Annotated in this window: 26 protein-coding genes and 1 riboswitch; of the genes, 15 read left to right on the forward strand and 11 right to left on the reverse strand. The window is 68.9% G+C overall.

Annotated features, from left to right (window positions below):
- Positions 1 to 39: 39 nt before the first annotated feature.
- The 4 genes from metF to OG410_RS12485 all read right to left on the reverse strand — a co-directional run bounded on the left by metF (position 40) and on the right by OG410_RS12485 (position 3516).
- Positions 40 to 963 carry a methylenetetrahydrofolate reductase [NAD(P)H] gene (gene metF, locus OG410_RS12470; protein WP_326788282.1) on the reverse strand — a complete coding sequence of 308 codons (924 nt, stop codon included), beginning with the start codon at positions 961 to 963 and terminating at the stop codon, positions 40 to 42.
- A 127-nt stretch (positions 964 to 1090) separates the two neighbouring features.
- Positions 1091 to 1750 (reverse strand): thiamine phosphate synthase, encoded by a 660-nt coding sequence (thiE, locus tag OG410_RS12475; protein ID WP_329299188.1) that lies wholly within the window; start codon positions 1748 to 1750, stop codon positions 1091 to 1093.
- A gap of 91 nt (positions 1751 to 1841) precedes the next feature.
- The gene (locus OG410_RS12480) at positions 1842 to 2213 is read right to left on the reverse strand and encodes an Rv2175c family DNA-binding protein (RefSeq protein ID WP_329299189.1); all 372 of its coding nucleotides are present in this window, start codon (positions 2211 to 2213) and stop codon (positions 1842 to 1844) included.
- 64 nt (positions 2214 to 2277) lie between these two features.
- Positions 2278 to 3516, reverse strand: coding sequence for an NAD(P)/FAD-dependent oxidoreductase (locus OG410_RS12485; protein WP_329299190.1), 1239 nt, complete (start codon positions 3514 to 3516; stop codon positions 2278 to 2280).
- A 596-nt stretch (positions 3517 to 4112) separates the two neighbouring features.
- Between OG410_RS12485 and OG410_RS12490 the strand changes: the two genes are divergently transcribed.
- Both OG410_RS12490 and OG410_RS12495 read left to right on the forward strand, forming a co-directional pair.
- Positions 4113 to 4550, forward strand: a complete 438-nt coding sequence (locus tag OG410_RS12490) for a hypothetical protein (RefSeq protein ID WP_329299191.1) — start codon at positions 4113 to 4115, stop codon at positions 4548 to 4550.
- A complete protein-coding gene (locus OG410_RS12495) occupies positions 4543 to 5778 on the forward strand; it encodes a hypothetical protein (protein WP_329299192.1) in 1236 nt (411 codons plus the stop codon). Before OG410_RS12490 ends, OG410_RS12495 begins: the two co-directional genes overlap by 8 nt.
- A gap of 1051 nt (positions 5779 to 6829) precedes the next feature.
- On the opposite strand, the gene OG410_RS12500 is transcribed toward OG410_RS12495, so the two are convergent.
- From OG410_RS12500 to OG410_RS12510, 3 genes are all read right to left on the reverse strand, one after another.
- Positions 6830 to 7504 carry a hypothetical protein gene (locus OG410_RS12500; RefSeq protein ID WP_329299193.1) on the reverse strand — a complete coding sequence of 225 codons (675 nt, stop codon included), beginning with the start codon at positions 7502 to 7504 and terminating at the stop codon, positions 6830 to 6832.
- A gap of 691 nt (positions 7505 to 8195) precedes the next feature.
- The gene (locus OG410_RS12505; RefSeq protein WP_329299194.1) at positions 8196 to 9434 is read right to left on the reverse strand and encodes a helix-turn-helix domain-containing protein; all 1239 of its coding nucleotides are present in this window, start codon (positions 9432 to 9434) and stop codon (positions 8196 to 8198) included.
- Positions 9431 to 9757 (reverse strand): putative quinol monooxygenase, encoded by a 327-nt coding sequence (locus OG410_RS12510; protein ID WP_329299195.1) that lies wholly within the window; start codon positions 9755 to 9757, stop codon positions 9431 to 9433. The genes OG410_RS12505 and OG410_RS12510 overlap by 4 nt, the downstream gene beginning before the upstream one ends.
- Before the next feature lie 362 nt (positions 9758 to 10119).
- Between OG410_RS12510 and OG410_RS12515 the strand changes: the two genes are divergently transcribed.
- From OG410_RS12515 to OG410_RS12540, 6 genes are all read left to right on the forward strand, one after another.
- On the forward strand, positions 10120 to 10374 hold the full coding sequence (locus tag OG410_RS12515) for a hypothetical protein (RefSeq protein WP_329299196.1): 255 nt from the start codon (positions 10120 to 10122) through the stop codon (positions 10372 to 10374).
- Positions 10371 to 11159: a hypothetical protein gene (locus tag OG410_RS12520; protein WP_329299197.1), complete on the forward strand. Its 789-nt coding sequence runs from the start codon at positions 10371 to 10373 to the stop codon at positions 11157 to 11159. The genes OG410_RS12515 and OG410_RS12520 overlap by 4 nt, the downstream gene beginning before the upstream one ends.
- Before the next feature lie 41 nt (positions 11160 to 11200).
- Complete coding sequence (locus tag OG410_RS12525; RefSeq protein WP_329299198.1) at positions 11201 to 11689, forward strand: HNH endonuclease; 489 nt, start codon at positions 11201 to 11203, stop codon at positions 11687 to 11689.
- Positions 11690 to 11727: 38 nt separating this feature from the next.
- Positions 11728 to 13365, forward strand: coding sequence for an ATP-binding protein (locus tag OG410_RS12530; RefSeq protein WP_329299199.1), 1638 nt, complete (start codon positions 11728 to 11730; stop codon positions 13363 to 13365).
- 241 nt (positions 13366 to 13606) lie between these two features.
- Complete coding sequence (locus tag OG410_RS12535; protein WP_329299200.1) at positions 13607 to 13849, forward strand: helix-turn-helix transcriptional regulator; 243 nt, start codon at positions 13607 to 13609, stop codon at positions 13847 to 13849.
- A gap of 746 nt (positions 13850 to 14595) precedes the next feature.
- Entirely contained in the window at positions 14596 to 15861 is a 1266-nt protein-coding gene (locus OG410_RS12540; RefSeq protein WP_329299201.1) for a tyrosine-type recombinase/integrase, read from the forward strand.
- A 92-nt stretch (positions 15862 to 15953) separates the two neighbouring features.
- Here OG410_RS12540 and OG410_RS12545 read toward each other — a convergent pair whose 3' ends face one another.
- Positions 15954 to 16331, reverse strand: coding sequence for a hypothetical protein (locus OG410_RS12545; RefSeq protein WP_329299202.1), 378 nt, complete (start codon positions 16329 to 16331; stop codon positions 15954 to 15956).
- A 50-nt stretch (positions 16332 to 16381) separates the two neighbouring features.
- Positions 16382 to 16494: riboswitch (TPP riboswitch) on the forward strand.
- Here OG410_RS12545 and thiO point away from each other — a divergent pair.
- The 6 genes from thiO to OG410_RS12575 all read left to right on the forward strand — a co-directional run bounded on the left by thiO (position 16492) and on the right by OG410_RS12575 (position 22508).
- Positions 16492 to 17658, forward strand: coding sequence for a glycine oxidase ThiO (thiO, locus tag OG410_RS12550; RefSeq protein ID WP_329299203.1), 1167 nt, complete (start codon positions 16492 to 16494; stop codon positions 17656 to 17658). Its footprint overlaps the riboswitch before it by 3 nt.
- Complete coding sequence (gene thiS / locus OG410_RS12555; RefSeq protein WP_328668614.1) at positions 17655 to 17855, forward strand: sulfur carrier protein ThiS; 201 nt, start codon at positions 17655 to 17657, stop codon at positions 17853 to 17855. Before thiO ends, thiS begins: the two co-directional genes overlap by 4 nt.
- A 3-nt stretch (positions 17856 to 17858) precedes the next feature.
- Entirely contained in the window at positions 17859 to 18653 is a 795-nt protein-coding gene (locus OG410_RS12560; RefSeq protein ID WP_329299204.1) for a thiazole synthase, read from the forward strand.
- Between the two features lie 265 nt (positions 18654 to 18918).
- A complete protein-coding gene (gene pknB, locus OG410_RS12565; RefSeq protein ID WP_329299205.1) occupies positions 18919 to 20859 on the forward strand; it encodes a Stk1 family PASTA domain-containing Ser/Thr kinase in 1941 nt (646 codons plus the stop codon).
- 141 nt (positions 20860 to 21000) lie between these two features.
- Entirely contained in the window at positions 21001 to 21870 is an 870-nt protein-coding gene (locus tag OG410_RS12570; protein ID WP_329299206.1) for a deoxyribonuclease IV, read from the forward strand.
- A 104-nt stretch (positions 21871 to 21974) separates the two neighbouring features.
- Positions 21975 to 22508, forward strand: a complete 534-nt coding sequence (locus OG410_RS12575; RefSeq protein ID WP_329299207.1) for a DUF4396 domain-containing protein — start codon at positions 21975 to 21977, stop codon at positions 22506 to 22508.
- 50 nt (positions 22509 to 22558) lie between these two features.
- On the opposite strand, the gene OG410_RS12580 is transcribed toward OG410_RS12575, so the two are convergent.
- Positions 22559 to 23191 carry a sulfite oxidase-like oxidoreductase gene (locus OG410_RS12580; protein ID WP_329299208.1) on the reverse strand — a complete coding sequence of 211 codons (633 nt, stop codon included), beginning with the start codon at positions 23189 to 23191 and terminating at the stop codon, positions 22559 to 22561.
- A gap of 155 nt (positions 23192 to 23346) precedes the next feature.
- Between OG410_RS12580 and bfr the strand changes: the two genes are divergently transcribed.
- Positions 23347 to 23826 carry a bacterioferritin gene (gene bfr / locus OG410_RS12585; protein WP_326788272.1) on the forward strand — a complete coding sequence of 160 codons (480 nt, stop codon included), beginning with the start codon at positions 23347 to 23349 and terminating at the stop codon, positions 23824 to 23826.
- Positions 23827 to 23855: 29 nt separating this feature from the next.
- Here bfr and OG410_RS12590 read toward each other — a convergent pair whose 3' ends face one another.
- Both OG410_RS12590 and OG410_RS12595 read right to left on the reverse strand, forming a co-directional pair.
- Positions 23856 to 24143: a (2Fe-2S)-binding protein gene (locus tag OG410_RS12590; RefSeq protein ID WP_329304101.1), complete on the reverse strand. Its 288-nt coding sequence runs from the start codon at positions 24141 to 24143 to the stop codon at positions 23856 to 23858.
- Positions 24144 to 24303: 160 nt separating this feature from the next.
- Positions 24304 to 25656: a class II 3-deoxy-7-phosphoheptulonate synthase gene (locus OG410_RS12595; protein ID WP_328668619.1), complete on the reverse strand. Its 1353-nt coding sequence runs from the start codon at positions 25654 to 25656 to the stop codon at positions 24304 to 24306.
- Positions 25657 to 25695: the final 39 nt, after the last annotated feature.

Here is a 25695-nt window from a genome sequence, read left to right on the forward strand (position 1 = left end):
TGGCCGCTACGCAGTGTGTCGTACGTGGGTGCGACCGGTCTAGGCCTGCTGTGGGTGATGCAGGCCCAGGTTCTCGTAGATTTCCAGCGTCGCCGTGGAGTTGTTGAGCGTGATGAAGTGCAGCCCGGGGACTCCCTCGGTCAGCAGCCTCGCACAGAACTCCGTCGCGAACTCGATCCCAATGGAGCGTACAGCCGCCGGATCGTCTTTGACTGTGAGGATCCGCTCTTTCAGGGCGTCCGGGAACGAAGCATTCGAGAGTTTGGGCAGCCGTTCCAACATCTTCACACTTGTCACGGGCATGACTTCAGGGATGACCGGCGTCGCGCAACCCGCCGCGTCCACGCGGTCACGCAGACGGAGGTAGGACTCCGGCTGGAAGAACATCTGTGTGATCGCGTAGTCGGCGCCGGCACGGCATTTGTCGACGAAGTGGGAGACGTCCAGGTCCCACTCCGTGGACCGGGGGTGCATCTCGGGGAAGGCCGCGACCCCGACGCAGAAGTCGCCGGATTCCTTGATGAGGCGCACCAGTTCGGCCGCGTAGGCCAGACCCTTGGGGTGGGGCACCCACTCGCCCATGGGGTCGCCGGGCGGGTCGCCGCGCACGGCGAGCATGTTGCGGATGCCCGCGTCCGCGTACTGCCCGATGATGTTGCGCAGTTCCGCGATGGAGTGATTGACCGCGGTGAGGTGCGCGACCGGGGTGAGAGTCGTGTCGAGGACGATCTGCTCGGTCTCCTTGACCGTGCCGGCCCGCGTGGAGCCGCCGGCCCCGTAGGTCACGGAGACGAAGTCGGGAGCCACGGCCTCGACCCGCCGCAGGGCGTTCCACAGGTTCCGCTCGCCCTTGGGAGTCTTCGGCGCCGAGAACTCGAAGGAAAAGGTCTGTTTGCCGGTCGCGAGCATGTCGCGCACGGTGCGTGCGCGATCAGTCCTGGTGGAAGCAGATCCGAGGGCCATACCCGCAGGTTAGCCAGAGGGCGTCGGCCACCCAACCGAACCGCTGCCATTTGTCCTATCTGTCGCTTTCTTGTCCACCCCTCGGACAGCGGCCCCGCCGGGACTCTTCACGCGGGCGGCCGGCGGCCTACGCCGTGCGCAGCCGCTTCGCGAATTCCGCCGCCGCCGCGCCCGGGTCGTCCGCGTCGGTGATCGCCCGTACGACGACCACGCGGCGGGCGCCCGCTTCGAGCACCTCGTCCAGCCGGCCGAGGTCGATGCCGCCGATCGCGAACCAGGGACGGCCGGTGCCGAGGGCCGCCGTGCTGCGGACCAGGTCGAGGCCGGGTGCGTGCCGGCCGGGCTTGGTGGGGGTGGGCCAGCAGGGGCCGGTGCAGAAGTAGTCCACGCCTTCCTGGACGGCGGCGGCGCCGGCCTCGGAGGCGGAGTGCGTGGAACGGCCGATGAGCACCTCGTCGCCGAGGATCGCGCGGGCCGCGGGCACCGGGAGGTCCCCCTGGCCCAGGTGCAGGACGTCGGCGCGGGCGGCGTGGGCCACGTCCGCCCGGTCGTTGACCGCGAGGAGCTTGCCGTGCCGGGCGCAGGCGTCCGCGAAGACCTGGAGGTGCTCCAGTTCCTCCCCCGCCTCCATGCCCTTGTCGCGCAGCTGCACGATGTCGACGCCGCCCGCCAGGACCGCGTCGAGGAACTCGGCGAGGTCGCCCTGGCGTCTGCGGGCGTCCGTGCACAGATAGACGCGGGCGTCGGCGAGCAGGCCCCGTGGGGTCGTGGCGGCGTTCTCGGGCATGCGTGGGTCCCCCGTTGGTCGGTGCGCGGGGAGCGCGGCGGCCGGGATGGTCCCGCCGCCGCGCTCCCCGTGCCGGACGGTCGCGTTCAGGTCAGACGGCGAGCGCCTGGGCGCGGCGCTTCACCTCCGTGCCGCGATTCTCGCTCAGAGCCTGTGCGGGGGTGCCGGGCAGGCTCGGGTCGGGGGTGAAGAGCCACTCGAGGGCCTCTTCGTCGGAGAAGCCGTCGTCCCTCAGGAGCGTCAGGGTGCCGGCCAGGCCCTTGACGACCTTCTGTTCGTCCACGTCGATGAAATCGGCGGGGACGTGCAGCGCGCGGTTCTCACCACGGCGTACGGCGATCAGCTGGCCGTCCTTGACCAGCTGCCGGACGCGCGTCACCTCGACGCCGAACTGTTCGGCGATGTCGGGGAGGGTGAGCCAGGCGGGGACGAGAGCATCGATCTTTGCGTCAATCTCGGTCACGGGACAAGCCTGCCATCCCGGACCGACAGTCGGAAGCCGAGGGCGTCCGACCTGGGGTGACGGATCAGACCGTGGCGCCCTTCAGCGGCCTCGACGCGTCCGCGAGCAGCTCCGGATCCATGGCGGCGCCCGCCTCGATCAGCCTGCGGCCCTGGGCGAGATCCCTCGGGCGGCCCACCGCCAGGAGGGCGACGAGCCGTGTCTCGCGCAGCCAGCACACCGACCAGGAGGCTCCCGAGGGGTCGCCGCGCCAGACCAGGGTGTCGGCGGGCGTGTGGTGGCCGGCGTACTGGACGAAGCGGCCGAACTGCTCGGACCAGAAGTACGGCACGGGGTCGTAGGCGGCGGGGGTCTGTCCGACGATGTTCAGGGCGACCGTGCGCGGGCCCTGGAGGGCGTTGTCCCAGTGGTGGACGAGGAGGCGTTCCTCGTAGCGTCCGGACGGGAAGGAGGCGCAGTCGCCGACCGCGTAGACATCCGGCAGGGAGGTGCGCAGGTGGTCGTCGGCGACGATCTCGCGGTGGGCGCCGAGTTCGATGCCCGAGCCGGCGATCCAGGCCGTGGCGGGCCGCGCGCCGATCCCGACCACGACGGCGTCCGCGGGCACCCGGGAGCCGTCGTCCAGGACGACCGCCCCGGGCTCGACGCGCTCCACGCGCGCGCTGGTGCGCAGTGAGGCCCCGCTGTCCGCGTACCAGGCGGCCATCGGGGCGGCCACCTCGGCGGGCAGCGCCTCGGCCAGCGGCCGGTCGGCGGCCTCGACGACCGTGACCGCGCAGCCCGCCTCGCGCGCCGCCGTGGCGAACTCGGCGCCGATCCAGCCCGCTCCGACCACCACGATGTCGTGCTGCCGGGTGAGAACGGGACGCAGCCGGTCGGCGTCGTCCAGGGTGCGCAGCAGATGCACGCCGGGCACGCCTTCGGCGCCGGGGAGCCGGATCGGTTCGGCGCCGGTGGCGACGACGAGGACGTCGTACGGAACGGGCCCCGCGTCCGTGTCCAGTTCGTGGTCGCCGGGGCGCACACCGAGCGCCTCGCTGCCCAGTCTGAGGTCGATGTCCAGGGCCTCGAAGTCGATGTCGAAGGCGGAGCCCTCGGCCTTGCCGAGCAGGACGGCCTTGGACAGCGGCGGCCGGTCGTACGGCTGATGCGGCTCCGCGCCGATCAGCGTGACGGTGCCCGTGAAGCCCTGTTCGCGCAGGGCGACCGCGGTCTGCACCCCGGCCATGCCCGCGCCCGCCACGACGACCCGTCGGGCCGCGGGCCCCTGCGACGGTGACTGTGCCTGCGTCTGATCGCTCACCTGATCACCATAGACACGTGACAGGTATCGCTTGCCTGCAAATGGGGTACGCGGCGCCCCGGTAACCAGGGATAAAGCGCTCGTCGTCTGTCGTTGTCTGTCGTGGTTGGCCACCCTCGGACGGCCCACAGACGGCCCAGCCTCGGCCCCCCAGGAGCCGCTAGCGCTAGCGACAGGGGCCGCTAACGTTAGCGACCCCGCTAGCGACCAAAGCCGCCCGGGACCAGTGTGTTAGCGGTTAGCAAGCCATCTGGGCAGACTCCCAAATCGTGCCGCTCGGGGCTCCCGAGAGAAGCGCCGGCGGATCGATGTTGGGCCCCGCGGCGTGCCGCTTGTCGGGTCGCAGGTCAAAGACGGACTCAGGTTCCCAGCCACGGTCTCTGCCGATGTCACGACAAGTCCCGGAGGGCCCAGGGTGGGCCCCGTTCTGGGCCAGGGCGCAGCCAAGTTGCAGGACAGCTCGACTGCGCTGGGCCGCGCAAGTCTCGCCCCGTAAGCCCTTCTGGCATCCCATCAAAAGCGGTGGAGAAGACCGTTGCCCGTCCGCTACGTTCTTCTTCGGCTTCACATTGGGTCTATTAGAGAGGGGGCGCCGCATGCGCATCGTCTTGGAGGAAGTACCTGACGAGCTGGCGCGCGAGCTGTTCGCACTACTCGGCCAAGCCGACAAACTTCCGGTCGCCTTCACGCCGGAGTGGACCGTGTCCCGGGCAGCGGCCCTGCTGCGCGACCTGCCAACCGCCGCCATCGAGATCATCCGCGCCGCCGCCATGGCTGACGATGGCTGGGCCTCGGCTGAAGTATTCCGCGGCCCCGACGGCAAAGCCTCCCTGCGCGGCCGGACTGGAGCGATCACCAAGGCGATCCAACGCGGAGCAACCCGTAAGGACTGGCCAGCGGACATGCCCGTCCCCGTCCAGGCCCAGTATGACCCGAACATCCCTGCGTTCCAGCGAACTTCTGGATTCCGCATGCATGCGGACTGCGTGCCCGTCTTTCGGGCAGCGATCGAACGGATCGAAGCCAATGTCTGAGTTGTTCCGGGTGATGCCGCCCGCCCTGAGCAAGCTGCCCTCCACCCTCGACCGTGAGCAGGTCCGCCTGCTGGAGATCATCTCTCTACCCCTGCTCAACGAGGGCAAGCCGTCGACATGGGGCCGTGTGCTCGACCTCGCCGAACACAAGGCGGGCATGAACGCGGAAACGGCAGAGACCGTCCTGCACTCGCTCCCTCGCGTCGGCAGCTCCCATCAGGTAGGGATGAGCTACGGATTCACAGCCCCGCCCGAGCGCTACATGAATGAGACGAGCGAGATTCGTCCGACCGTGGCGGCCGGCCTCGTGCTCCCTGATCTCAATGCAATGGTCAGCACCCCGTTCCTTTCTGTCCTGCATCACATGGTCGAGCTGCACCGGAACCGCCCGATCGACATGGTTAGCAGCGAGCCGGTCCGCGCTGTGCTCCGCTCCGGCGAGCTGGCCCAGGTGATGTCCCGCATGCGACCTGAGTTCATCGCTGTGCTGCCGGAGCTCTTCCGGTTCGAGCCATACATCCAGGCCGACCACACCTCGATGTCGCCTGACGGCGAATGGGAGTGGCGGATCAAGCGCAACATCTTCGACTACAAAGACGCGGACTCACTCGACGCGTACGTGACGAAGACCTGCGAGCTGGTCAGCAAGTCCAACCAGCCGACGATCTACTCTTCGGGCCCATCGTTGGATTCGATCGTCTCGTCCCATTTCAACAACTCGCCGATCGTTGGCCAGGTCGGAGTGGAGGTCGGCACGACTGACGCTCAACCCACGGAGACACCCTCCGGAGAGACGCGCGGAGCGTATGTGAAGGAGGCAATCATCACGGAGTTGGAGGACCTCGACGGCGCCGGCGATCTGCGGACCGACAAGCTGGTAGGGCTCCTGCGCGAGCTGAACTTCAACTGCGCAAACGGCCAACCGCTGGCCAGCAACAGCCTGCTGCGCGCTGTGATGGACCACGTCCCGCCCGGCTTCGGCTTCCCCGTCGGCACAACGTTCGCCACGGTCGTCGCGCAGGCCAAATGGGGCCATTCGGACCGCAAGTACCTCAAGAAGCTTACGGACTTCCGCGACCAGGGGGACGATGTGATGCACCGACAGATGGACCGGCGCCGAAGCCGGATCGACATGGACGACATGCCGCAGGCGGCGGCTGTCAACGCGATGCTCGACGGCTTGGTCGTCGCGCTCCAGAAGCGCAAGGCGGCTGCGACCGCTCCGTAGAGCACAAGGCGGCGGACATGGGTGCCGCCTTCAGCCCTGCGGAATCAATTGAAGCCGACCTGACTCAAGGACCCTGCTCCATCTTCTCCCTTGTCGCTTGTCGCTTGTCGCTTGTCGGCTCGCAGGTCAGAGCCTGTTTTGACTCCCGGGCAGGGCGGTTCTGCTGCTTCGCGACAAGCGACAAGCGACAAGCGGACCGCGCGTGCCGTCGTGCCGCGCGGCCGGCCGTATCGGCAGGAAGAGCAAGCAGGGGCGCCCTACGGCCGTACGCCCTTTGGCAGCTCGCTGCGCTCGCGCGGCGAGCGCCGTTCGGGGCAAAGGCCGTAGGCGCCTCACGGGGATGCTGTATGACGCCAGTTTCCGAGCCCCTACGCGCGCGTGCGCGTAGGGGCCCCTCCCTGGAAACCGTGGCAACTTGGAAACCCGCAGGTCAATGAGCGGTTGCAGGGATCAACCGCCGCTGTCGACGCAACCGGTGGCATCAACCGCCGCAACTCGGACAGGCTGGCGACGGTCGTAACGCCGCGTACAAGCAAGAGGAGCACCCAGGGCGCGCGTGGTGCTCCTCTTGCGTGTACGTCAGACGGCAATCCAGGAGGCACGATTGACCTGCCCCCCGCCTGGAAGGCTTTCCCGAGCGTCTTCCAAGGGGCAGGCGCTCGGGCTTGAGAGAGCGGCGTTGGGCCCGTTCCGTTCCGTGCGGCCTGCTGCGGCTCTTCAGGAGGGGGGCGCCACCTCCTGAAGAGCTGTCTTTCACTCTCTTACTAGAGATTGAGGGAAGGTAGCGTCCGCAGCGTCCTCCGGGCATCACTCGCCCCCTCTGACCTGCATTTTCCGTGCGGACGCTAAACAAAATGTTTAGCGTCCATCAGCGTCCGCAGCGTCCGGTCACCCTTAGTTACTAATAGCGCTTTTCCGCAGGCCACGGCCACTCTAAGCAAGGGGGAGGACTGCGGACGCTGAAGACTGCGGAACGACGAAGAGACCACCCCCGCCGGCGCGCAGGGTGGTCTCTTCGGTCCTCCCGTAGCCCGCCTGGTAGCGGATTTTCTCACGGGCCTGTCCAACGCGACGCTTGATTCATTAGAACTTGAACAGCGTGGACGTGAGCAGTGTCATCAACGATGGGCTTTCTTTCCATAGACCATTCAAGGTAGAACGGCTTCCCATCGCTTGGAGTGCAGACTACGCGAACCGTATATCCGCCAGGGCCAGCTTCTCTGAATGGATTGAATACGTCCGATTCAATAGACGGAAGCGTGAGCTGCTCGCATCCGACAGGAGGCGGGGCAGGCGGTTGATCGGGGGCAAGAGGATGAATCCCGGTCAGCGCACCAAATAGGGCAACGATCGCTGCGAGGTCGCGTGTTCCCTGGCTAGTCGCGTCATAGGAAGCCTTCAGCTTGGACCAGAATGATCCAGCATTTGCTTCCACGATGCGCAAGCCGCCGCCGGTCAGACACACGGGAAATGGGTGGAGGCTTGAACCTTTCCATTCCTGATGCTCGCCTGCCTGAGAAAATTCACTGGCAATACTAAGGGACCAGCGAAAGCTAACATCGAGATACTTGAGGACGCTGCCAATCTGACCCGCATTGCCACTCGGGATCCAGACTTGAAATTCCACATCGTCAAATTTGACGCCGCGGAATCTTTCTTTCATACCCCCGTCACCGTTCCGCAGCAAGGCGGCAACTTCTTCTTTCCACTCCACGAAAATGTGCATTACCGCACCTCCTTCCCGAAGTGATCAAATCACGCCTTGCGGGGTAAGGCATCAAGCGATGGTCCATTCGCCACAGCGTTCGCCAGCTTGGCCGAGGACCGGGGCCTCATCTGCCGCGAGCCGGACAAGATGCCGGCCCGTCGTCACACCGCAAAGAAGAAGAGCTCCATGGCGCGCATCGTGCTCTTTTTGTTTGTACACGCGAGGGTGACAATCCAAGATGAGGTCAAGCTGCCCGACAGTTCGGGGACCAGCCTGAAGCCTTCCAGTCGCGCACAGCAAGCCTGGGTGAGTGTCGCCGGGCCCGTTCCCGTGTGCGTGGCTCACCAAGGCTCTTCAGGTGGGGAGCGGCTGAAGATAGCGTCCCCAGCGTCCGCCGGGCATGACTCGCCCCCTATGACCTGCACTCTCCTGGGGGCGCTAAACAAAATGTTTAGCGCCCGGACGCCCTCCGCTACTAAGAGCGCTTTCCCGCAGGTCAGGGCAGCTCTTAGCAGGGGAGGGACACGGATACTAACCACCCCGAAACGACGAAGAGGCCACCCATCGCCGGGGGGTGGCCACTTCGTGCTCCGCAGTTGGTTCACCGTAAGAGCGCGATGGCGGGGAGCTCCTGAACGCTGCCGCGCACGAGCGGAGCGAGCTGCCAAAGGACCGTGCGGCCGTGGCCGCTCCTAACCGGTGGTTTTGATTACGAAAGGGCATCGGCCCGTTCGGCGAGCTCCAGCAGTTCGGCGGGCGCGCTCCTACCTGCGATGAGCACCAGCTCGCGGATGCACTCGCGGACTGTGATGTGCGTGCGCACCGACTCTGGTGCCAGCTCCTCGGCGCGCAACAGGCAGTCTGTGGCCTCCCCGATGTGGCGCCGCTGCGTGTGGGCCCGGCCCATGTCCGTAAGGAAGCGCGACCGGCGCTCCGCCGACAGAGCCGAGACGTCAAGGCTGCTGCCGATGTCCAAGGCCTCGCCCGCATCGCCGAGATCCAATGCGATGGCGATGGCCCAGAGTTCCACGTTCGTCGGACCGAACTCCAGGTTGAAGTCGTTCCGGTCCTCCCCGAGCCGTTCGCCGATGCTGCGAGCGTTCGCGATCTCGGAGCGGGCTTCCGCCCTGCGCCCAGCTCTCGCGTGAACCTGCCCCAGCACAAGGTGCAGTGCACCGAGAACGGAGAGGGCTTCTGGGGAAGCCTCTCCGTCGGCGATGTGTGCCTGCAACGTGGCTACCGCCGTTGCTGCCGCGTGCTCCGCCTGGTCAAGGCGCTTGGCTCGCAGGAAGGCGTGTGCCAGCCGGAAGATCCCAGCGCATACCGCGAACGGTTGCTCGGACTGCTCTGCGGCACGGATCGCTCTGTCCGCCGCGACCCATGCGGCGTCCGCTTCGTCTTGGCGTACGAACGCCGCCGCGAGCGCCTGGTACATCCGCCCCAGCAACTCGTTGACGGCCGCGCGGTCCTTGCCGCGGGTCCTACGCGAAGCGCGTTCAAGACGGGGTACGAGTACTTCCAGAGCGGCACTCAGCTCCGCGAATTGGGCAGCGTGGGTGAACTTCCAGACCTCCTCCACCTCGCTCTCTAGCACGTCGAGGCTCGGCGGCTCTTCCTCCGGGGAGTCGCCCAACAGGACCCCCAGTGCGGGATGCCCAGAGATGAGCAGCCGCGCCGCATCCAGGTCGTTGGCCTCTTCGCCGGCCGGGGGAGGCGCCGGCGGTTCGGTCGGTGCGGTCGGCTGGAGTACGTGAACGGATACCCCGAGTCCATCGGCGAGGAGCTGCAACACGTCCAGGCGTACGACAGGCTGAATGCCGCGCTCAACCTGAGACATCCAGCTTGCCGTACGGCCGATCGCTGCGGCCAACTCTGCTTGAGTGAGGCCACGTTGAGACCTCAGTCGGGCCACCTGCTTGCCGAACGCGCGGCGCTCTTCCGGGGTCATTTCTTCGGGTCTCCGTCCTGCGGGATGCCTTTACCTGCGATGTCGTGCAGGAAGGTCACTTCCGTCGATGTCAGGAACTGCTCCCGCTCCGCGAGGAAGCGGCGGACATGCGGCTGTTCCTCGTGTGCCTCGAAAGCCTCCCGGTCCGCGTACAGCTCGTAGAACACGCGGACGTTCGGCTCGCCGGGGACACTGTGGTTCACGTACACGAGGGTCCCCGGTTCACCCTCGATCCCCTTGAGCGTCTCAGCTGCAAGAGCGTCGAACCCTTCCGTCGCAGCCGCGTCCCGCGTCGTGAATCGCACGACCAGACCGAATCCCATGGTCACACCCCTTCTGAACGACTAGGAGCAAGCCTCCCATAGGAGTCCTTCTGTTGCTAGTCGCAGAACTTCTATTGACTCACAGAAACGCTGCGAGTACGTTCGCAGTGTCGCTGCTACAGGAGGTGGCGGCACGAGAAAGCCCCGGCGGGTTGTCCGGTGTTGGTGCACCGGGTCCGCCAGGGCTTCAGAACGGGAGCGGCGCTCGCGGCCAAGCAAAGCCGCCGCTCCCTGACCCTCGAAGGGGTACATCCATGATGCCTGCAACTCTCCCGTCCGGTCTTCCGGCTCTGCCTGGCCGACGTGTGAATGTCTTCGGAGAGCCGGATGAAGAGGAGTTCGTTCGGGTCGCGGTTCCGGTCGTGGCGCACCTGTCGTTCGCCGACATGCTCGCGCTGCTGATCGAGTCGGGCGGCCTCGTGTACGAGGAGCTGGACGACGACCAGGCCGTGCGGGACGCGTTAGCGTTCGCGCTGCTGGCCACTGACGTCGTCATGTTCGAGGACAAGGCCGCCGCCGTCCTGACGGTTCTGCACGGCCGTGGGGAACGGGACACCGTGAAGTGGGCCCGCGCTCTGGCCGCCACGATCACCCGCGTGTTCGGGGTCGCGGCATGACGAACGCGACGGACGCGCTGTACGCGCGGGTCGCTCCGAGCCCGGCGCCGGTCTTCTCCCTTGCGGAGATGGACCGGCGCCCCGCCGGGGAGGACTTGCCCACCATCCCGATCACGGGGTTGGAACTGACGGTCACGGAAGCCGCCGCCGCGCTGTTCGAGACGGCCGCCGACGAACTCGCCGTGCCGGTCCCGGACACCGACACCCTGTACGACGCGCTCAACGGCGCCGTACGTACGCTCGGTCCGGCGGGGATCGCGGGCGTCACGCCCCAGTTTGAGGAGCTGGACGCCGACCCGGTCGAGTGGCCCGAGGTGGCCGCGTGCCACCGCTTCGCCTACCGGCTGGCCCTGTCGTTCTGGTACGAGGGGGCCCGGTCCCGTCCGATGACGGCCGGGGAAGTCGGCGTGGCAATCTACCTGTCCAGTCTCGACCGGTACCGCATGGCTGAGTTCCGGGAGTTCCCGCGCTGCAAGCTGCTGGTGTCCCGTGCCATCCATGAGGGTGTGACGGCCGTGCCGACCGAGACCCTGATGCGTCTCGGGGCTGTGATGTCCGGCGAGTTCGGCCGGACCGCCGACCGCGATCGGGACCGTGAGTGGCTGTACAAGCAGGCGTTACCGGACTACCGCCGCCGCCGGTTCGCGTTCGACCTGGTGCGGTGGGACCGGAGCCAGCCCGCGCCGCTGATCGTGCGTCCGGACGCCGGGGGCTACCTGGTCGGGCTGACACCGCCCGCCGCGCCTGATGGCCTGTGGCTGCGGTCGGCCCGGACGGAGTGGTAGGCGTGAGCCGCGTTCACCCGCTCAACTCCGCGAAGCGGCGCGTGCGCAAGGAGCAGCTCGCGCGCCGCCATGGGCAGCGCTGCACGTACTGCCGTTGCCCGTTCGCTGACCTGAGTGAGGCCACCCTCGATCACATCGCACCGTGCTCGCTGTGGTGGTCGTGGTCGGTCACTTCCCTGATGCTGGCCTGCTTCGACTGCAACCAGGCCAAGGCCGACCGACTGCCGCTCTCGCTCGCCCTGTTGCTGCTGCGGTGGGCCGACCCAACCGTGCCGGTCGTCCGGCCGGCCGACTGGCCCCTGTTGGCCGGACTCGCCGCCGACCATCGCACGGCTCTGGCCAGCGTGACGGCCCGCGTCACACCCGACGTCACACCCCATCCGGTCGACCTTGAGTCGACCTCCGATCAGCCCGAATCGACCTGCCACAGCCCTTCCACACGGCAGTGGTCGGACCGACCCGACTACCCGCGCGCGCCCCGACCGATCAGGGCGTGTGACGGGTCGACCGGAGAGGGGGTTGCCGCGTGAACACCGTGAACAGTCCGGTGAACGGATCGGCTCGCCCCGTGAACACTGGCGTGAACACGGTGAACACCGCCGTGAACACTCCGCCCGTACAGCCGTCCGCACGTGCGGATCGGGCACCCGCGCGTGCGGGCCGCACGCCCGCACGGCCCCCGCGCGGCGGCTCGGGGGAGGACAAGAAGCCGTCCGCCGCGTCCCGGCTGGTCGACATGGCCCGCGAGCGGTACCGGTTCGTGCTGTCCACCGACAGTCGCCCGTATGCGGTCGCCGTGGACGGCCCGAACATCGCGCTGCCGCTGCGGGGCAAGACCGGCGTACGGCAGCGCCTGGCCCGGCAGTTCGCGGACGACTACCCGGGCGAGGTGGCCTCACAGTCCGCCCTGGCGGACGCGATGACCGTGCTCGAAGGGATCGCGGAGGACACCGACCCGGTCGCCGTGAACCTGCGGGTGGGCCGGGATCCGGCTGGCGCGGTCGTGGTCGACCTCGGCAGCGCGGACGGCCGCGCGGTCGTCGTCTCCGGTCTCGGCTGGCAGGTGGTCGACCGGGCCCCGGTGCTGTTCCGCCGCTCCGGGGCCATGGCGCCGATGCCGGAGCCGGTGCTGGACGGAGACGGCCTGGCCAAGCTGCATGCGCTGCTGAACATGGACGCGTCCACGTTCCGTCAACTCGTCGCATGGTTGGTCGCGGCGTGGATTCCGGAGATCCCGCACCCGGCATTGGTGTGCAAGGGCGAGCAAGGCACCGGCAAGTCGAAGGCCGCGCAGATGTTCATCAACCTGGTCGACCCGTCCCCCGCCGCGAAACGCAGTCAGCCACGCGATGAAAGGGCGTGGTCGCGGCAGGCGTTCAGCTCATGGGCGCTGTGCCTGGACAACGTCTCAACGATCCCACCGTGGCTGTCGGACACCCTGTGCAAGGCCGTGACCGGCGACGGCGTGGTCGACCGGGCCCTGTACACCGACGACGACGTGGTCGTGCTGACGTTCAAACGGGTGCTGGCCCTGACCACCATCGACGCGGGAGCTCTCGCGGGCGACCTGGCGGAGCGGGTTCTGCTGCTGGACTTGCAGCTCATCGACTCCCACCGGCGCCGCTCCGAGGAGGAGTTGGACGCCACCTTCGCGGCGGTTCGTCCGGCCGTGCTCGGGGCGCTGTTCGACGTGCTGGCCTGTGCGTTGGCCGTGCTCCCCTCAGTGCGGCTGGAGTCCATGCCGCGCATGGCCGACTTCGCCCGCGTCCTTGCCGCGGTCGACCAGTCCCAGGGCTGGAACACTCTCGGGGACTATCTCGCCACCTCCGCGAACGTCGCCACCGACGCGATGGAAGGCGACCTGTTCGCCATGGCGATTGCGCACCTGGTCGACCAGGCCGGGACCTGGCAGGGCACCGCCGGACAGCTCCTGGAAGTGCTGCTCGCTCCGCTGGTCCGGCCGCCGAACTGGCCCAAGGACGCCACCCGCGCGAGCGGACGCGTAAAGCGACTGGCCCCGCTGCTGCGGTCCATCGGGATCACCGTGGACGACACGCAACGTAGTCAGGACCGGCACCGCCACCGCCTCCTCACGCTGGCCCGCGCGGCGCCCGAGGACGATCCAGCGTCCACACCCGAACAATCCTCCCTCTGGCCGGAGGTGGCCCCGCTCGGGCAGGGCAGAACCCCGCCTGAACAGCCTTGACGTAGCCGGAAGACCAGCCGGACCGGGCCGCAGACCAGCGGCCCGGACACGTCGAAACTGCGGACGCTACAGCCGTCCAGCGTCCGCACTAGCGTCCACACCCCTCACCCCGACTGAGCTGCGGCAACGCGGCCGTGCGGACGCTGGGGCGCTGCGGACGCTGAAATACACCAACTCTCCAGGACGGCAACCGGCACCACTCCCATGCACCGCACTACGGACACGAGGAGTCACCACCGCCATGGCCACCATCGAAGAGCCGGCCGACCCGCGCGGCACCCTGCGCGGCGGCCTCCCGGACCGCTACCTCACCCCCGAAGACCTGGTCACCATGTTCAGCCTCCCGAGCGTCGAGACCGTCTACCAGTGGCGCCGCAAGCGCATCGGCCCGACCGGCTTCCGTGTCGGCCGGTACCTCCGCTTCAACCCCGCCGCCGTAAAAGCGTGGGAGGCCGAACGGACCGCCCTCGACGACGCGGCCTGAACGGTTGCTAGGTCTAGCAACCTCCGTTGCTAGACCTAGCGCCCCCGCTAGCAACCGAAACCGCTCCCGGCCTGCGGCCTAGCACCTAGCAACCCCTCTCCGTGGAACCGTCATCCGGCCCGGATACGCCCTCCCGGAGAGGTCGCCTCCCGTTGCTAGAAACCCTGCCGCCAGCGCGGGGAGGCACCACCCGCCGGACCGGGGAGGCGGGGAGAACTCCCCAACCCACTTCCCCCTCCGCATCCCCCGCGCTGATCAGCGCAGACAGCATTTCGGGGAGGCGGGGAGGCGCCACCCCAGCACCCCGAGAAACGGCCCTTGGAGGCACTCCGGAGTCCCTGTCTCTGCCTCCCCGTCGGCCCCGACGAACGCCGCGAACGGCAGGGAGGAACGGCCCGCTGGCCGAGGGAGGCAGGGAGAACTCCCTCGCCGCCTCCCTAACCCGCCTCCCTCTGCCTGATCAGCGCAAACGGCCTCTCAGGGAGGCAGGGAGGCGCGCCCCCAGTGCCCCCGAAACCCCATCAGGAAGGCACCCGAGAGCCCCTGTCTCGGCCTCCCTGAGCCCCGCCGGAGGTTGCTACCGGTAGCGACCCCACCCGCTACCGGTAGCAACCCCGCTAGCACCCCAAACCCCCGATGATCAGGCCCCTAGCAAGTAGCGGGCCTGGCTCAGCACACCCAAAAACCGGCCGGCCAGGCCTCAATGAGCCCCGCCGGCGCCCGCTACCGAGAAGGGATCAGCCCCCATGGCTGGCCACATCCAAGACCGCTGGTACAAGACCGAAACCGACGCTGAAGGCAAGACCACCCGAGCCAAGACCGACCGCCACGGCACCGGCCTGCGCTACCGCGCCCGCTACGTCGGCCCCGACGGCTCGGAGAAGTCCAAGAGCTTCCCCGATGGACAGAAGCGAGTTGCCGAGAAATGGCTGTCCGGCATTGAGGCCGACATGACGCGCGGCCAGTACATCGACCCGCGCGCCAGTCGGACCACGTTCCAGCAATACGCGGAACGCTGGATCGCAGCCCAGACCACGGACGTGGCAACTCGCGCGGCCGTCGGGACACGGCTACGTCTGCACGCCTTCCCGTACATCGGCTCCCGGCCGCTCGGCTCGTTCCATCCCGAGCACATCCGAGAGTGGTCCCACACTCTCGAATCGTCTGGGCTGGCCACGTCATACCGACGGGCCATCTTCGGCAACGTCTCGTCCGTCTTCAGGGCCGCGGTGGACGATCGGCTCATCTCGAGGAACCCCTGCCGCGCCGGATCGGTCAAGGCCCCGAAGCCCGCTGCCGGCCGTGTACGGCCGTGGAGCGTTGACCGTGTGTTCGCCACGCGTGCAGAGCTCCTGGAACGCTTTCGGGCAACCACCGACGTCGGAGGAGGCTGCGGACTTCGGCAAGGCGAAATCTTCGGCCTTCCGGTCGATGAGGTGGAGTTCCTCACGGGTTGGCTGCACGTGGGTTACCAGGTGAAGCCGATCAACAGGCATCTGGTCTTCGCGCCGCCGAAGGGCGGAAAGGTCCGTGACGTACCTCTCCCCAAGGAGGTCAGCACCGCCCTTGCTGCTCACATCAAGCGATTCCCGCCCGTAGATGTCACCCTCCCGTGGCGCACGCTGGACGGTCCCCCAGTGACGAAGAAACTGATCTTCACCAACGAGGACGGTTCGGCGCTGCACCGGAACACCTTCAATCTCAGCGTCTGGAAGCCCGCTCTCGTGGCCGCAGGCGTCCTCCCTGAGCCCGAGCGGGGCAAGCGGGCCCAGGCATCGCGCGAGGACGGCATGCACGCGCTGAGGCACTTCTACGCCTCCGTCCTCCTGGACGCGGGAGAGAACATCAAGGCCCTGAGCCAGTACCTCGGTCACAGCGATCCGGGATTCACCCTGAAGGTCTACACACACCTCATGCCGAGCAGCGAAAGCCGCACCCGGTCAGCCGTAGACAGCATGTACGAGGCCGCCCGAAAAGCCCACGACGGCCCAGAGACGGCCCAGGCGGCCTGAGCGACACTGCTACCAGCAGCAAACCTGCTGGTAGCAGCACGTTCGGCACGGCTCCACCAACAGATCACCTTAGACACGTGACAATCCGTCAGTCAGCGGACGTGCTCGGTGACCTGTTCCACACGGCCGGTCGCGCGCGGTTCCTCCACCACGCTCGTCCCGGCGCCCGGCTGCGACTCCCACGTCCAGCTCTCCTCCAGCCGCAGGCGCCCGTCGGGCAGTTCCACGACGGCCGACACGCAGTGGCCGGACGCGGTGGTCCCGTCGCGCCTGAGCTGTACGTACCGGAAGTCGAGGCGGTCGCCCTCGCGGGTGCCGACGAGGTGTCCGCGGACGACGTCGCCGCCCGCGTAGTCGGCCCAGACCACGCCGTCCCGCTCGTGGTACGTGAACCGGGTGCCGGTGCCCACCTGGCCCGGGGCCTGGTCGGCGACGGGGGCGAGCACGAGGCCGTCGAGCGGTCGCGCCATGGTGGAGGCTCCCTTACTGAGACGGAGGGGGCGGGCTAGGGTGGCCAACGTAAAGCACTCGCGGGAGCCCGGACGCACCGGGCTGAGAGGGAGGCTGGGCGGCCTCCGACCGTACGAACCTGATCCGGGTCATGCCGGCGAAGGGAGGGGCTGGACGCCCATGCCGTCTGCACGTTCGTCGGACGTCCTCGTCGTCGGGGGCGGAATCATCGGTCTGGTGACGGCCTGGCGGGCCGCGCAGCGCGGGTTCACGACCGCGCTCGTGGACCCAGAACCGGGCGGCGGGGCCGCGCAGGTCGCGGCCGGGATGCTGGCCGCCGTCACCGAGCTGCACTTCGGCGAGGAGACCCTGCTGGGCCTCAACCTCGCCTCGGCGCGCCGCTATCCGGACTTCGCCGCCGAGCTCACCGAGGCCACCGGCCAGGACCTCGGCTACCGCCGGAGCGGCACGCTGGCCGTCGCGCTGGACGCCGACGACCGCGCCCATCTGCGGGAACTGCACGCGCTGCAGGTCCGGTCGGGGCTGGAGTCGGAGTGGCTGAGCGGCCGTGAGTGCCGCCGCCTGGAGCCGATGCTCGCACCCGGCGTGCGCGGGGGTCTGCGGGTCGACGGCGACCACCAGATCGACCCGCGGCGCCTCGCGGCGGCCCTGGTCACGGCCTGCGAGCGGGCCGGGGTGGTCGTGCACCGGACCTGGGCGGAGCGTCTGAGCGTCGTACGGGAACGGGCCACCGGGGTCGTCACCGCGGACGGCACCGGGCTCGGCGCGGGTCAGGTGGTGCTCGCCGGGGGCAGCCTCAGCGGCCGCCTGGCGGGCGTCCCCGACGACGTCGTGCCGCCGGTGCGCCCCGTCAAGGGGCAGGTACTGCGGCTGACCGTGCCGGCGCGGTACGCGCCCTTCCTCCATCGCACCGTGCGGGCCGTGGTGCGCGGCAGCCACGTCTACCTGGTGCCGCGCGAGAACGGCGAGCTCGTGGTGGGCGCGACCAGCGAGGAGCTGGGCTGGGACACCACCGTGACGGCGGGCGGCGTGTACGAGCTGCTGCGCGACGCCCACGAGCTGGTCCCCGGGATCACCGAGCTGCCGCTCACCGAGACCCGCGCGGGGCTGCGCCCCTGCTCGCCCGACAACGCGCCGCTGCTCGGCCCGAGCGCGCTGGACGGGCTGCTGCTGGCCACCGGGCACCATCGCAACGGTGTGCTCCTGACGCCCGTGACCGGAGACGTGCTGGCCCACGTCCTGACCACCGGCGAACTCCCCGCCGAAGCCCGCCCCTTCACCCCCCTGCGCTTCGGCGCCACGGCCCGCACGGAGCTGCACGTATGAACATCGTCGTCAACGGGGAGCGGCGGCTGATCGCCGCGGGAACCGCTCTCGACGCGCTCGTCGCGACCCTCACCCCGTCGTCGTCCGGGGTGGCCGCCGCCCTGAACGAAACCGTCGTCCCGCGCGCGCAGTGGCCCTCGACCCCGCTCGCCGAGGGCGACCGCGTCGAGGTCCTCACCGCCGTCCAAGGAGGCTGACCCATGGCAGACGACCCCTTCCTCCTCGGCGGTACGACCTATGCGTCCCGGCTGATCATGGGGACGGGCGGCGCGCCCAGCCTCGACGTGCTGGAGCGCTCCCTGGTGGCGTCCGGCACGGAGCTGACGACGGTCGCGATGCGGCGCGTGGACGCGTCGGTGCACGGCTCGGTCCTGTCGGTGCTCGGCCGGCTGAACATCCGTGTCCTGCCGAACACGGCCGGCTGCTACACCGCGGGCGAGGCCGTGCTGACCGCTCGTCTGGCGCGCGAGGCGCTGGGCACCGATCTGGTCAAGCTGGAGGTCATCGCCGACGAGCGGACCCTGCTGCCCGATCCGATCGAGCTGCTCGACGCGGCGGAGACGCTGGTCGACGACGGCTTCACCGTGCTGCCTTACACGAACGACGACCCGGTGCTGGCGCGGAAGCTGGAGGACGTCGGCTGTGCGGCGATCATGCCGCTCGGCTCGCCCATCGGGTCCGGGCTCGGGATCCGCAACCCGCACAACTTCGAGCTGATCGTCGAGCACGCGCGCGTGCCGGTGATCCTCGACGCGGGAGCGGGCACGGCGTCGGACGCCGCGCTCGCGATGGAGCTGGGGTGCGCGGGGGTGATGCTGGCCTCGGCGGTGACACGGGCTCAGGAACCCGTCCTGATGGCGGAGGCCATGCGGCACGCGGTGGAGGCGGGGCGCCTGGCACGGCGGGCCGGGCGCATCCCCCGGAGGCACTTCGCCACGGCGTCCTCTCCCGTGGAGGGTGTGGCGGCGCTGGACCCCGAGCGCCCGGCGTTCTGACCGAGGTCCGCCGGCCGCCGGTTTCCGCGCCAGTCTCCGCACCGGTTTCCATGCCGGCTTCTCCATCGGCTTCCATCGGTTTCCGGCCGGACGGGCGTGCGGGTTGTCGCGTTGTGGCCTTGCGGTGACAGACGGGCCATGATCGGACATCTGCACGACGAACAGACATTCGTACGTGCGATGAGCGTCACAGGTCGGCTGCAGTCGGGCCCCTGTATCGGCCGAACGGGACCTCGTGACAGTGGCGGCTCGTAGACTCACCTGCGTGGATACGACCCTTCAGGACCCGCTTGTCGGACACGTGCTCGACGGCCGCTATCGCGTCGACGCACGGATCGCGGTCGGCGGGATGGCCACGGTCTACAGGGCCTTGGACACCCGTCTGGACCGCGTGCTCGCGCTCAAGGTGATGCACCCGACGCTGGCCGCGGACGTCTCGTTCGTCGAGCGCTTCATCCGCGAGGCCAAATCGGTGGCACGGCTGGCGCACCCCAATGTGGTGCAGGTCTTCGACCAGGGGGCGGACGGGTCGTACGTCTATCTGGCCATGGAGTACATCGCCGGGTGCACCCTGCGCGACGTGCTGCGCGAGCGCGGCGCCCTCCAGCCCCGGGCCGCGCTCGACATCCTGGAGCCGGTGCTCGCCGCGCTCGGCGCGGCCCACCGCGCCGGGTTCGTGCACCGCGACATGAAGCCGGAGAACGTCCTGATCGGGGACGACGGCCGGGTGAAGGTCGCGGACTTCGGTCTCGTCCGCGCCGTGGACACGGTGACCAGCACGACGGGCACCGTCCTCGGCACCGTGTCGTACCTCGCCCCCGAGCAGATCGAGCACGGCACCTCCGACACCCGTGTCGACGTCTACGCCTGCGGAGTCGTCCTCTACGAAATGCTCACCGGCGCCAAGCCGCACACCGCGGACTCCCCCGTGCAGGTGCTCTACCAGCACCTCCACGAGGACGTGCCGCCTCCGTCGGCCACCGTGCCGGGCATGGCGTACGCGCTGGACGAGCTGGTCACCGCGGCCACGGCCCGCAATCCCGAGATCCGCCCGGCCGACGCGGTGGCCCTGCTCGGCCAGGTCCTCGAAGCCCGGGCCGGTCTCACCGCCGATCAGCTCGACGCGGTCCCGCCGGGCGCGCTGTCCGTGGGCCACGACAACGCCGACGACCGTACGAGCGTGATCCCGCGCTCGCTGTCCGTCCCCCGTCTGCTGCCCGTGAACGAGGACGACAGCGCCCTCGACCGGACCAGCCGGTTCGAGCAGAGCAGCCCGTTCACCACCGCGCCGGTCGGGCCGCCGCAGGTTCCGGGCACGCGGCCGCGGCGCGGGATGATGCTGGTCATCGCCGCGATCGTGCTGGTGCTCGGCCTCGGCGCCGGTGTCTGGTACATCAACTCGGGCCAGTTCACCAAGGTCCCGCCCGTCCTGGCGAAGACGGAGCAGCAGGCCAGGACCCAGCTCCAGGGCGCAGGGCTGGACGTCAAGCGGGTCAAGCACGCCTACAGCGACACCGTGAAGCGGGGCACGGTCATCAGCACCGACCCCGGTGTCGGCGAGCGGATCCGCGACAACGACTCCGTGACCCTGACCGTCTCCGACGGCCCCCAGACGGTGAAGGTGCCGGACCTCAAGGGCCTCGCCCTGTTCAAGGCGAGAGAGGTGCTCAAGAGAGACGGGCTCGCCGCGGGCATGGTCACGCGCGAGTTCAGCCAGGACGTGCTCAAGGGGTTCGTGATCGGTACGGATCCGGCCTCGGGCACCGAGCGGCACTCGGGCTCGGCGATCGCGATCGTCGTGAGCAAGGGCGCCCCGGTGGAGCTGCCCGACGTGACCGGCTCGTCGGTCGAGGACGCCACGGCGGAGCTGGAGGGCGCGGGCCTGAAGGTGAAGATCGCCGCGGAGCGGGTCAACTCGGAGTTCGACAAGGGCCAGGTCGCCCAGCAGACACCGCGCGCGGGCCGTGAGGCCGCCACGGGGGACACGGTGACGCTGACCCTCTCCAAGGGCCCCGAGATGGTGGAGGTCCCGGACGTCGTGGGCGACAGCGTGGACGACGCCAAGAAGGCGCTGGAGGACGCCGGGTTCCAGGTCGACGAGGACCGCGGGCTGCTCGGGCTCTTCGGTGACACGGTCAAGAAGCAGTCGGTGGACGGCGGCGACACGGCGCCCAAGGGCTCGACGATCACGATCCAGATCCGCTGAGCCGATCCGCCGCCGGGCCCCTGCGACGTACGGCCTCCGACCGGGCAGCGCTCGGAGGCCGCTCCCCCGCGAAGTCCGCGTACAGGTCCCCTCACGGGTCCGCCCGCGGGGTGCCCGACGGCGCGTGACACCCTGACGGGTGTGACCAGCAAGCAGCTCCGCAACCCCGTCGGCGGCCATGTCCCCGTGGCCGGCGGCCTCAACTCCGTCGGCCTGGCCTACGCCCGTGACCTGGCGGCCGAGACCGTCCAGGTCTTCGTCGCCAACCCGCGCGGCTGGGCGACGCCCGCCGGGAACCCGAAGCAGGACGAGGACTTCCGCGCCGCGTGCGCCGCCGGATCGATTCCCGCGTACGTCCACGCCCCGTACCTGATCAACTTCGGCTCGCACACCGAGGCGACGGCCGAGAAGTCGGTGGAGTCGCTGCGGCACTCGCTGCGGCGCGGACGGGAGATCGGCGCCCTGGGCGTGGTCGTGCACACCGGGAGCGCCACCGGCGGCCGGGAGCGGTCCGTCGCCCTGAAGCAGGTGCGCGACCGTCTGCTGCCGCTGCTGGACGAACTGACCCATGACGACGACCCGTTCCTGCTGCTGGAGTCGACGGCCGGGCAGGGTGCCTCCCTCTGCTCCCGCACCTGGGACTTCGGCCCCTACTTCGAGGCCCTGGACGCCCACCCCAAGCTGGGCGTCTGCCTCGACACCTGCCACATCTTCGCGGCGGGCCACGATCTGACCGGGCCGAGCGGCATGCACCAGACCCTCGATCTGCTGGTCGACACCGTCGGCGAGGGGCGCCTGAAGCTGATCCACGCCAACGACTCCAAGGATGTGGTCGGCGCGCACAAGGACCGCCACGAGAACATCGGCTCCGGCCACATAGGCGAGGACCCGTTCCGCGCCCTGATGACACACCCCGCCACGGAGGGGGTCCCGCTGATCATCGAGACCCCCGGCGGGAAGGAAGGGCACGCGGGCGATGTGGAGCGGCTGAAGAAGCTCCGCGACGGATAGAGCCGCGCGGTCCCGCGATCGGTCCCGCAACCCTCGGGAATACCCCAGGGGGGTATATGGTTCCTTCTGTGCGAAGGCGCCGTGACTCGACATTGGGGGATCTCATGCAGCACGGGGAACACACGGACAGGCCCGCGCACACGGACACGCACGCGGGCACGCACGAAGACCCGCACCACGCCCACCACCACGGGCCGGCCGCGGCCACCTGGTCCCTGGCCGCCCTGGCCACCCTGCACTGCCTCACCGGCTGTGCCATCGGCGAGGTGCTGGGCATGGTGGTGGGCACGGCGTTCGGGTGGGGAAACCTGCCGACGACGGTCCTGGCCATCGCGCTGGCCTTCTTCTTCGGCTACGCGCTCACCCTGCGCGGAGTGCTGAGGGCGGGCGTCGGCTTCCGGACCGCCTTCCGGGTGGCGCTGGCCGCGGACACGCTGTCCATCGCGGTGATGGAGCTGATCGACAACGGCGTCATCGCGCTGTGGCCGGACGCGATGGACGCGCAGCTGGGCGACCTGCTGTTCTGGGGGTCACTGCTGATCTCGCTCGTGGTGGCCTTCGTGGTCACGACCCCGGTCAACAAGTGGACGATCGGCCGGGGCAGGGGGCACGCCGTGGTGCACCGGTACCACCACTGACCTGCCGGGACACCGGCACCGGGGACGCGGTCGGCACTCGGGCCAGGGGCTCAGAGCTCGGGACCGTCCCCGGGTTCCTCCTGGTAGGAGTACCGCTGCTCGCGCCAGGGGTCACCGACGTTGTGGTAGCCGCGCTCCTCCCAGAAGCCGCGGCGGTCGGCGGTCATGTACTCGACGCCGCGCACCCACTTGGGCCCCTTCCACGCGTACAGATGCGGGACGACCAGGCGCAGCGGGAAGCCGTGCTCCGCCGTCAGCAGTTCGCCGTCCTTGTGGGTGGCGAAGATGGTGCGCTCGGACGCGAAGTCCGCGAGACGCAGGTTCGAGCTGAAGCCGTACTCGGCCCACACCATCACGTGGGTGACGGCGGGCGCGGGCGGGGCTATCTCCAGGATCGTACGGGCGGGGACACCCCCCCATTCGGCCCCCAGCATGCTGAACTTCGTGACGCAGTGCAGATCGGCCACGACGGAGGAGTACGGGAGGGCGGTGAACTCGTCGTGGGTCCAGCACTGCTTCCCGCCGTCGGCGGTGGCTCCGAAGACCCTGAACTCCCAGCGCTCGGGGCGAAACTTGGGTACGGGACCGTAGTGCGTGACCGGCCAGCCGCGCTGAAGTCGCTGTCCCGGCGGAAGCTCCGACTGTGCCGTTTCTCCAGATTCGCGCTCCACCGGCTGACCCATGACTCCATCCTGACAGACCCGGAACGGTGCCCATGACCAGCACGGCCAGGATCGGGGCAACTCGGAGTAAGCATGCACTTACTGGACGCTCCCGGACACCGGTGCAAAGATGCGGCGCAATCTGCCCAGTCCCCCGCTTGGAAGGAGCCTCTGCGATGCAGGGCGACCCCGAGGTCATCGAATTCCTCAACGAGCAGCTGACCGGTGAGCTGACCGCGATCAACCAGTACTTCCTGCACGCGAAGATGCAGGAGAACTTCGGCTGGACCAAGCTCGCGAAGTACACCCGGCACGAGTCGTTCGACGAGATGAAGCACGCGGAGGTCCTCACCGACCGCATTCTCTTCCTGGACGGACTGCCGAACTACCAGCGGCTCTTCCATGTCCGGGTGGGGCAGACCGTCACCGAGATGTTCCAGGCCGACCGGCAGGTGGAGGTCGAGGCGATCGACCGCCTCAAGCGCGGGATCGAGGTGATGCGCACGAAGGGCGACATCACGTCCGCGAACATCTTCGAGTCGATCCTCGAGGACGAGGAGCACCACATCGACTACCTGGACACCCAGCTGGAACTGGTCGAGAAGCTCGGCGAGGCGCTCTACCTCGCGCAGCTCATCGAGCAGCCGGAGAGCTAGGCGGCTTCAGGGCCGGCGGGGCTTCCGGGCTAGGCGGCCTCGCGCGCCGCGGTCCCGTACTCGACGGCCTCGCGCCGACCGGTCCCGGCCTCCGCGAGAACCTCGGAGAGCACCGGCATGCCCTGGTCGGCCAGCTCACGGCGCGGACACGAGCCCCTGCCCAGCAGCGCCTGGATCCGGCGTACGCACGAACCGCAGTCCGTACCCGCCTTGGAGGCCGAGGCTATCTGCCGCGGAGTGCACGCACCGTCCGCCGCGTGCTTCTTCACCTGCTGTTCGGTGATCCCGAAGCAACTGCAGACGTACACCCGGTTCACCTCCCGCCGGAATCGTTGGGTCACGCCATCCCGATGATCGGTGAGGCTAACCTAACCTTACCCGTCACATAGGAACCACAAAAGTGGCGTGGGGCGCGGATCGTATGTGATCCGCGCCCCACTGCAGGTGCCCGTAACAGGCGTGACGCCTGTTGATCTGCTACTGGTCGCGGTACATCTCGGCGACGAGGAAGGCCAGGTCAAGGGACTGGCTGCGGTTCAGACGGGGGTCGCAGGCCGTCTCGTAGCGCTGGTGCAGATCGTCGACGAAGATCTCGTCGCCGCCGCCCACGCACTCGGTGACGTCGTCACCGGTGAGCTCGACATGGATGCCGCCCGGGTGGGTCCCGAGGCCCTTGTGGACCTCGAAGAAGCCCTTGACCTCGTCGAGCACGTCGTCGAAGCGGCGGGTCTTGTGGCCCGAGGCGGCCTCGAAGGTGTTGCCGTGCATCGGGTCGGTCACCCAGGCCACGGTCGCACCGGAGGCGGTGACCTTCTCGACCAGCTCGGGCAGCTTGTCGCGGACCTTGTCCGCGCCCATCCGCACGATGAAGGTGAGACGGCCCGGCTCACGGTCCGGGTCGAGGCGCTCGATGTACTGCAGCGCCTCCTCGGCCGTCGTCGTCGGGCCCAGCTTGATCCCGATCGGGTTGCGGATCTTCGACGCGAACTCGATGTGCGCGCCGTCGAGCTGACGGGTGCGCTCGCCGATCCACACCATGTGGCCCGAGACGTCGTACAGGTGGCCCGTGCGCGAGTCGACGCGGGTCAGCGCCGACTCGTAGTCGAGGAGCAGCGCCTCGTGGGAGGCGTAGAACTCGACGGTCTTGAACTCCTCCGGGTCGGTGCCGCAGGCCCGCATGAAGTTCATCGCGTTGTCGATCTCGCGCGCGAGCTGCTCGTAGCGCTGGCCGGACGGGGACGACTTCACGAAGTCCTGGTTCCAGGCGTGCACCTGGCGCAGGTCGGCGTAACCGCCGGTGGTGAAGGCGCGCACCAGGTTGAGCGTGGAGGCGGACGCGTTGTACATCCGCTTCAAGCGCTCGGGGTCCGGGATGCGGGACTTCTCGTCGAAGTCGAAGCCGTTGACCGAGTCGCCCCGGTACGTCGGCAGGGTCACGCCGTCGCGGGTCTCGGTGCCCTTGGAGCGGGGCTTGGAGTACTGGCCGGCGATCCGGCCGACCTTCACCACCGGTACCGAGGCGGCGTACGTGAGGACGGCACCCATCTGGAGCAGCGTCTTGAGCTTGTTGCGGATGTGGTCCGCCGACACGGCGTCGAAGGCCTCGGCGCAGTCGCCGCCCTGGAGAAGGAACGCCTCTCCCTTGGCGACGGACGCCATCCGGGCGCGCAGCTGGTCGCACTCGCCCGCGAAGACGAGCGGCGGATACGACGCGAGCTCCGCGATCACATCGCGCAGAGCCTCGGCATCGGGGTACTCGGGCTGCTGCGCCGCGGGCAGGTCTCGCCAGGTGTTGCCAGCGCTCGCGCTGGACTTAGCGTTCACGGTCACCCGGACAACACTACGGGGTCGGCTCCGGCGTCCATTCAC

The sequence above is a fragment of the Streptomyces sp. NBC_00659 genome (assembly GCF_036226925.1).
Lineage (GTDB): Bacteria > Actinomycetota > Actinomycetes > Streptomycetales > Streptomycetaceae > Streptomyces.

Bases quoted from the DNA above. Each gene is read 5' to 3' on its own strand.
- OG410_RS12580 (WP_329299208.1), bottom strand. From the start codon at position 23,191: ATGGGTCAGCCGGTGGAGCGCGAATCTGGAGAAACGGCACAGTCGGAG.
- thiS (WP_328668614.1), top strand. From the start codon at position 17,655: ATGAACATCGTCGTCAACGGGGAGCGGCGGCTGATCGCCGCGGGAACC.
- thiE (WP_329299188.1), bottom strand. From the start codon at position 1,750: ATGCCCGAGAACGCCGCCACGACCCCACGGGGCCTGCTCGCCGACGCC.
- OG410_RS12520 (WP_329299197.1), top strand. From the start codon at position 10,371: ATGACGAACGCGACGGACGCGCTGTACGCGCGGGTCGCTCCGAGCCCG.
- bfr (WP_326788272.1), top strand. From the start codon at position 23,347: ATGCAGGGCGACCCCGAGGTCATCGAATTCCTCAACGAGCAGCTGACC.
- OG410_RS12560 (WP_329299204.1), top strand. From the start codon at position 17,859: ATGGCAGACGACCCCTTCCTCCTCGGCGGTACGACCTATGCGTCCCGG.
- OG410_RS12535 (WP_329299200.1), top strand. From the start codon at position 13,607: ATGGCCACCATCGAAGAGCCGGCCGACCCGCGCGGCACCCTGCGCGGC.
- thiO (WP_329299203.1), top strand. From the start codon at position 16,492: ATGCCGTCTGCACGTTCGTCGGACGTCCTCGTCGTCGGGGGCGGAATC.
- metF (WP_326788282.1), bottom strand. From the start codon at position 963: ATGGCCCTCGGATCTGCTTCCACCAGGACTGATCGCGCACGCACCGTG.
- OG410_RS12545 (WP_329299202.1), bottom strand. From the start codon at position 16,331: ATGGCGCGACCGCTCGACGGCCTCGTGCTCGCCCCCGTCGCCGACCAG.
- OG410_RS12540 (WP_329299201.1), top strand. From the start codon at position 14,596: ATGGCTGGCCACATCCAAGACCGCTGGTACAAGACCGAAACCGACGCT.
- OG410_RS12510 (WP_329299195.1), bottom strand. From the start codon at position 9,757: ATGGGATTCGGTCTGGTCGTGCGATTCACGACGCGGGACGCGGCTGCG.
- OG410_RS12490 (WP_329299191.1), top strand. From the start codon at position 4,113: ATGCGCATCGTCTTGGAGGAAGTACCTGACGAGCTGGCGCGCGAGCTG.
- OG410_RS12495 (WP_329299192.1), top strand. From the start codon at position 4,543: ATGTCTGAGTTGTTCCGGGTGATGCCGCCCGCCCTGAGCAAGCTGCCC.
- OG410_RS12505 (WP_329299194.1), bottom strand. From the start codon at position 9,434: ATGACCCCGGAAGAGCGCCGCGCGTTCGGCAAGCAGGTGGCCCGACTG.
- OG410_RS12575 (WP_329299207.1), top strand. From the start codon at position 21,975: ATGCAGCACGGGGAACACACGGACAGGCCCGCGCACACGGACACGCAC.
- OG410_RS12500 (WP_329299193.1), bottom strand. From the start codon at position 7,504: ATGCACATTTTCGTGGAGTGGAAAGAAGAAGTTGCCGCCTTGCTGCGG.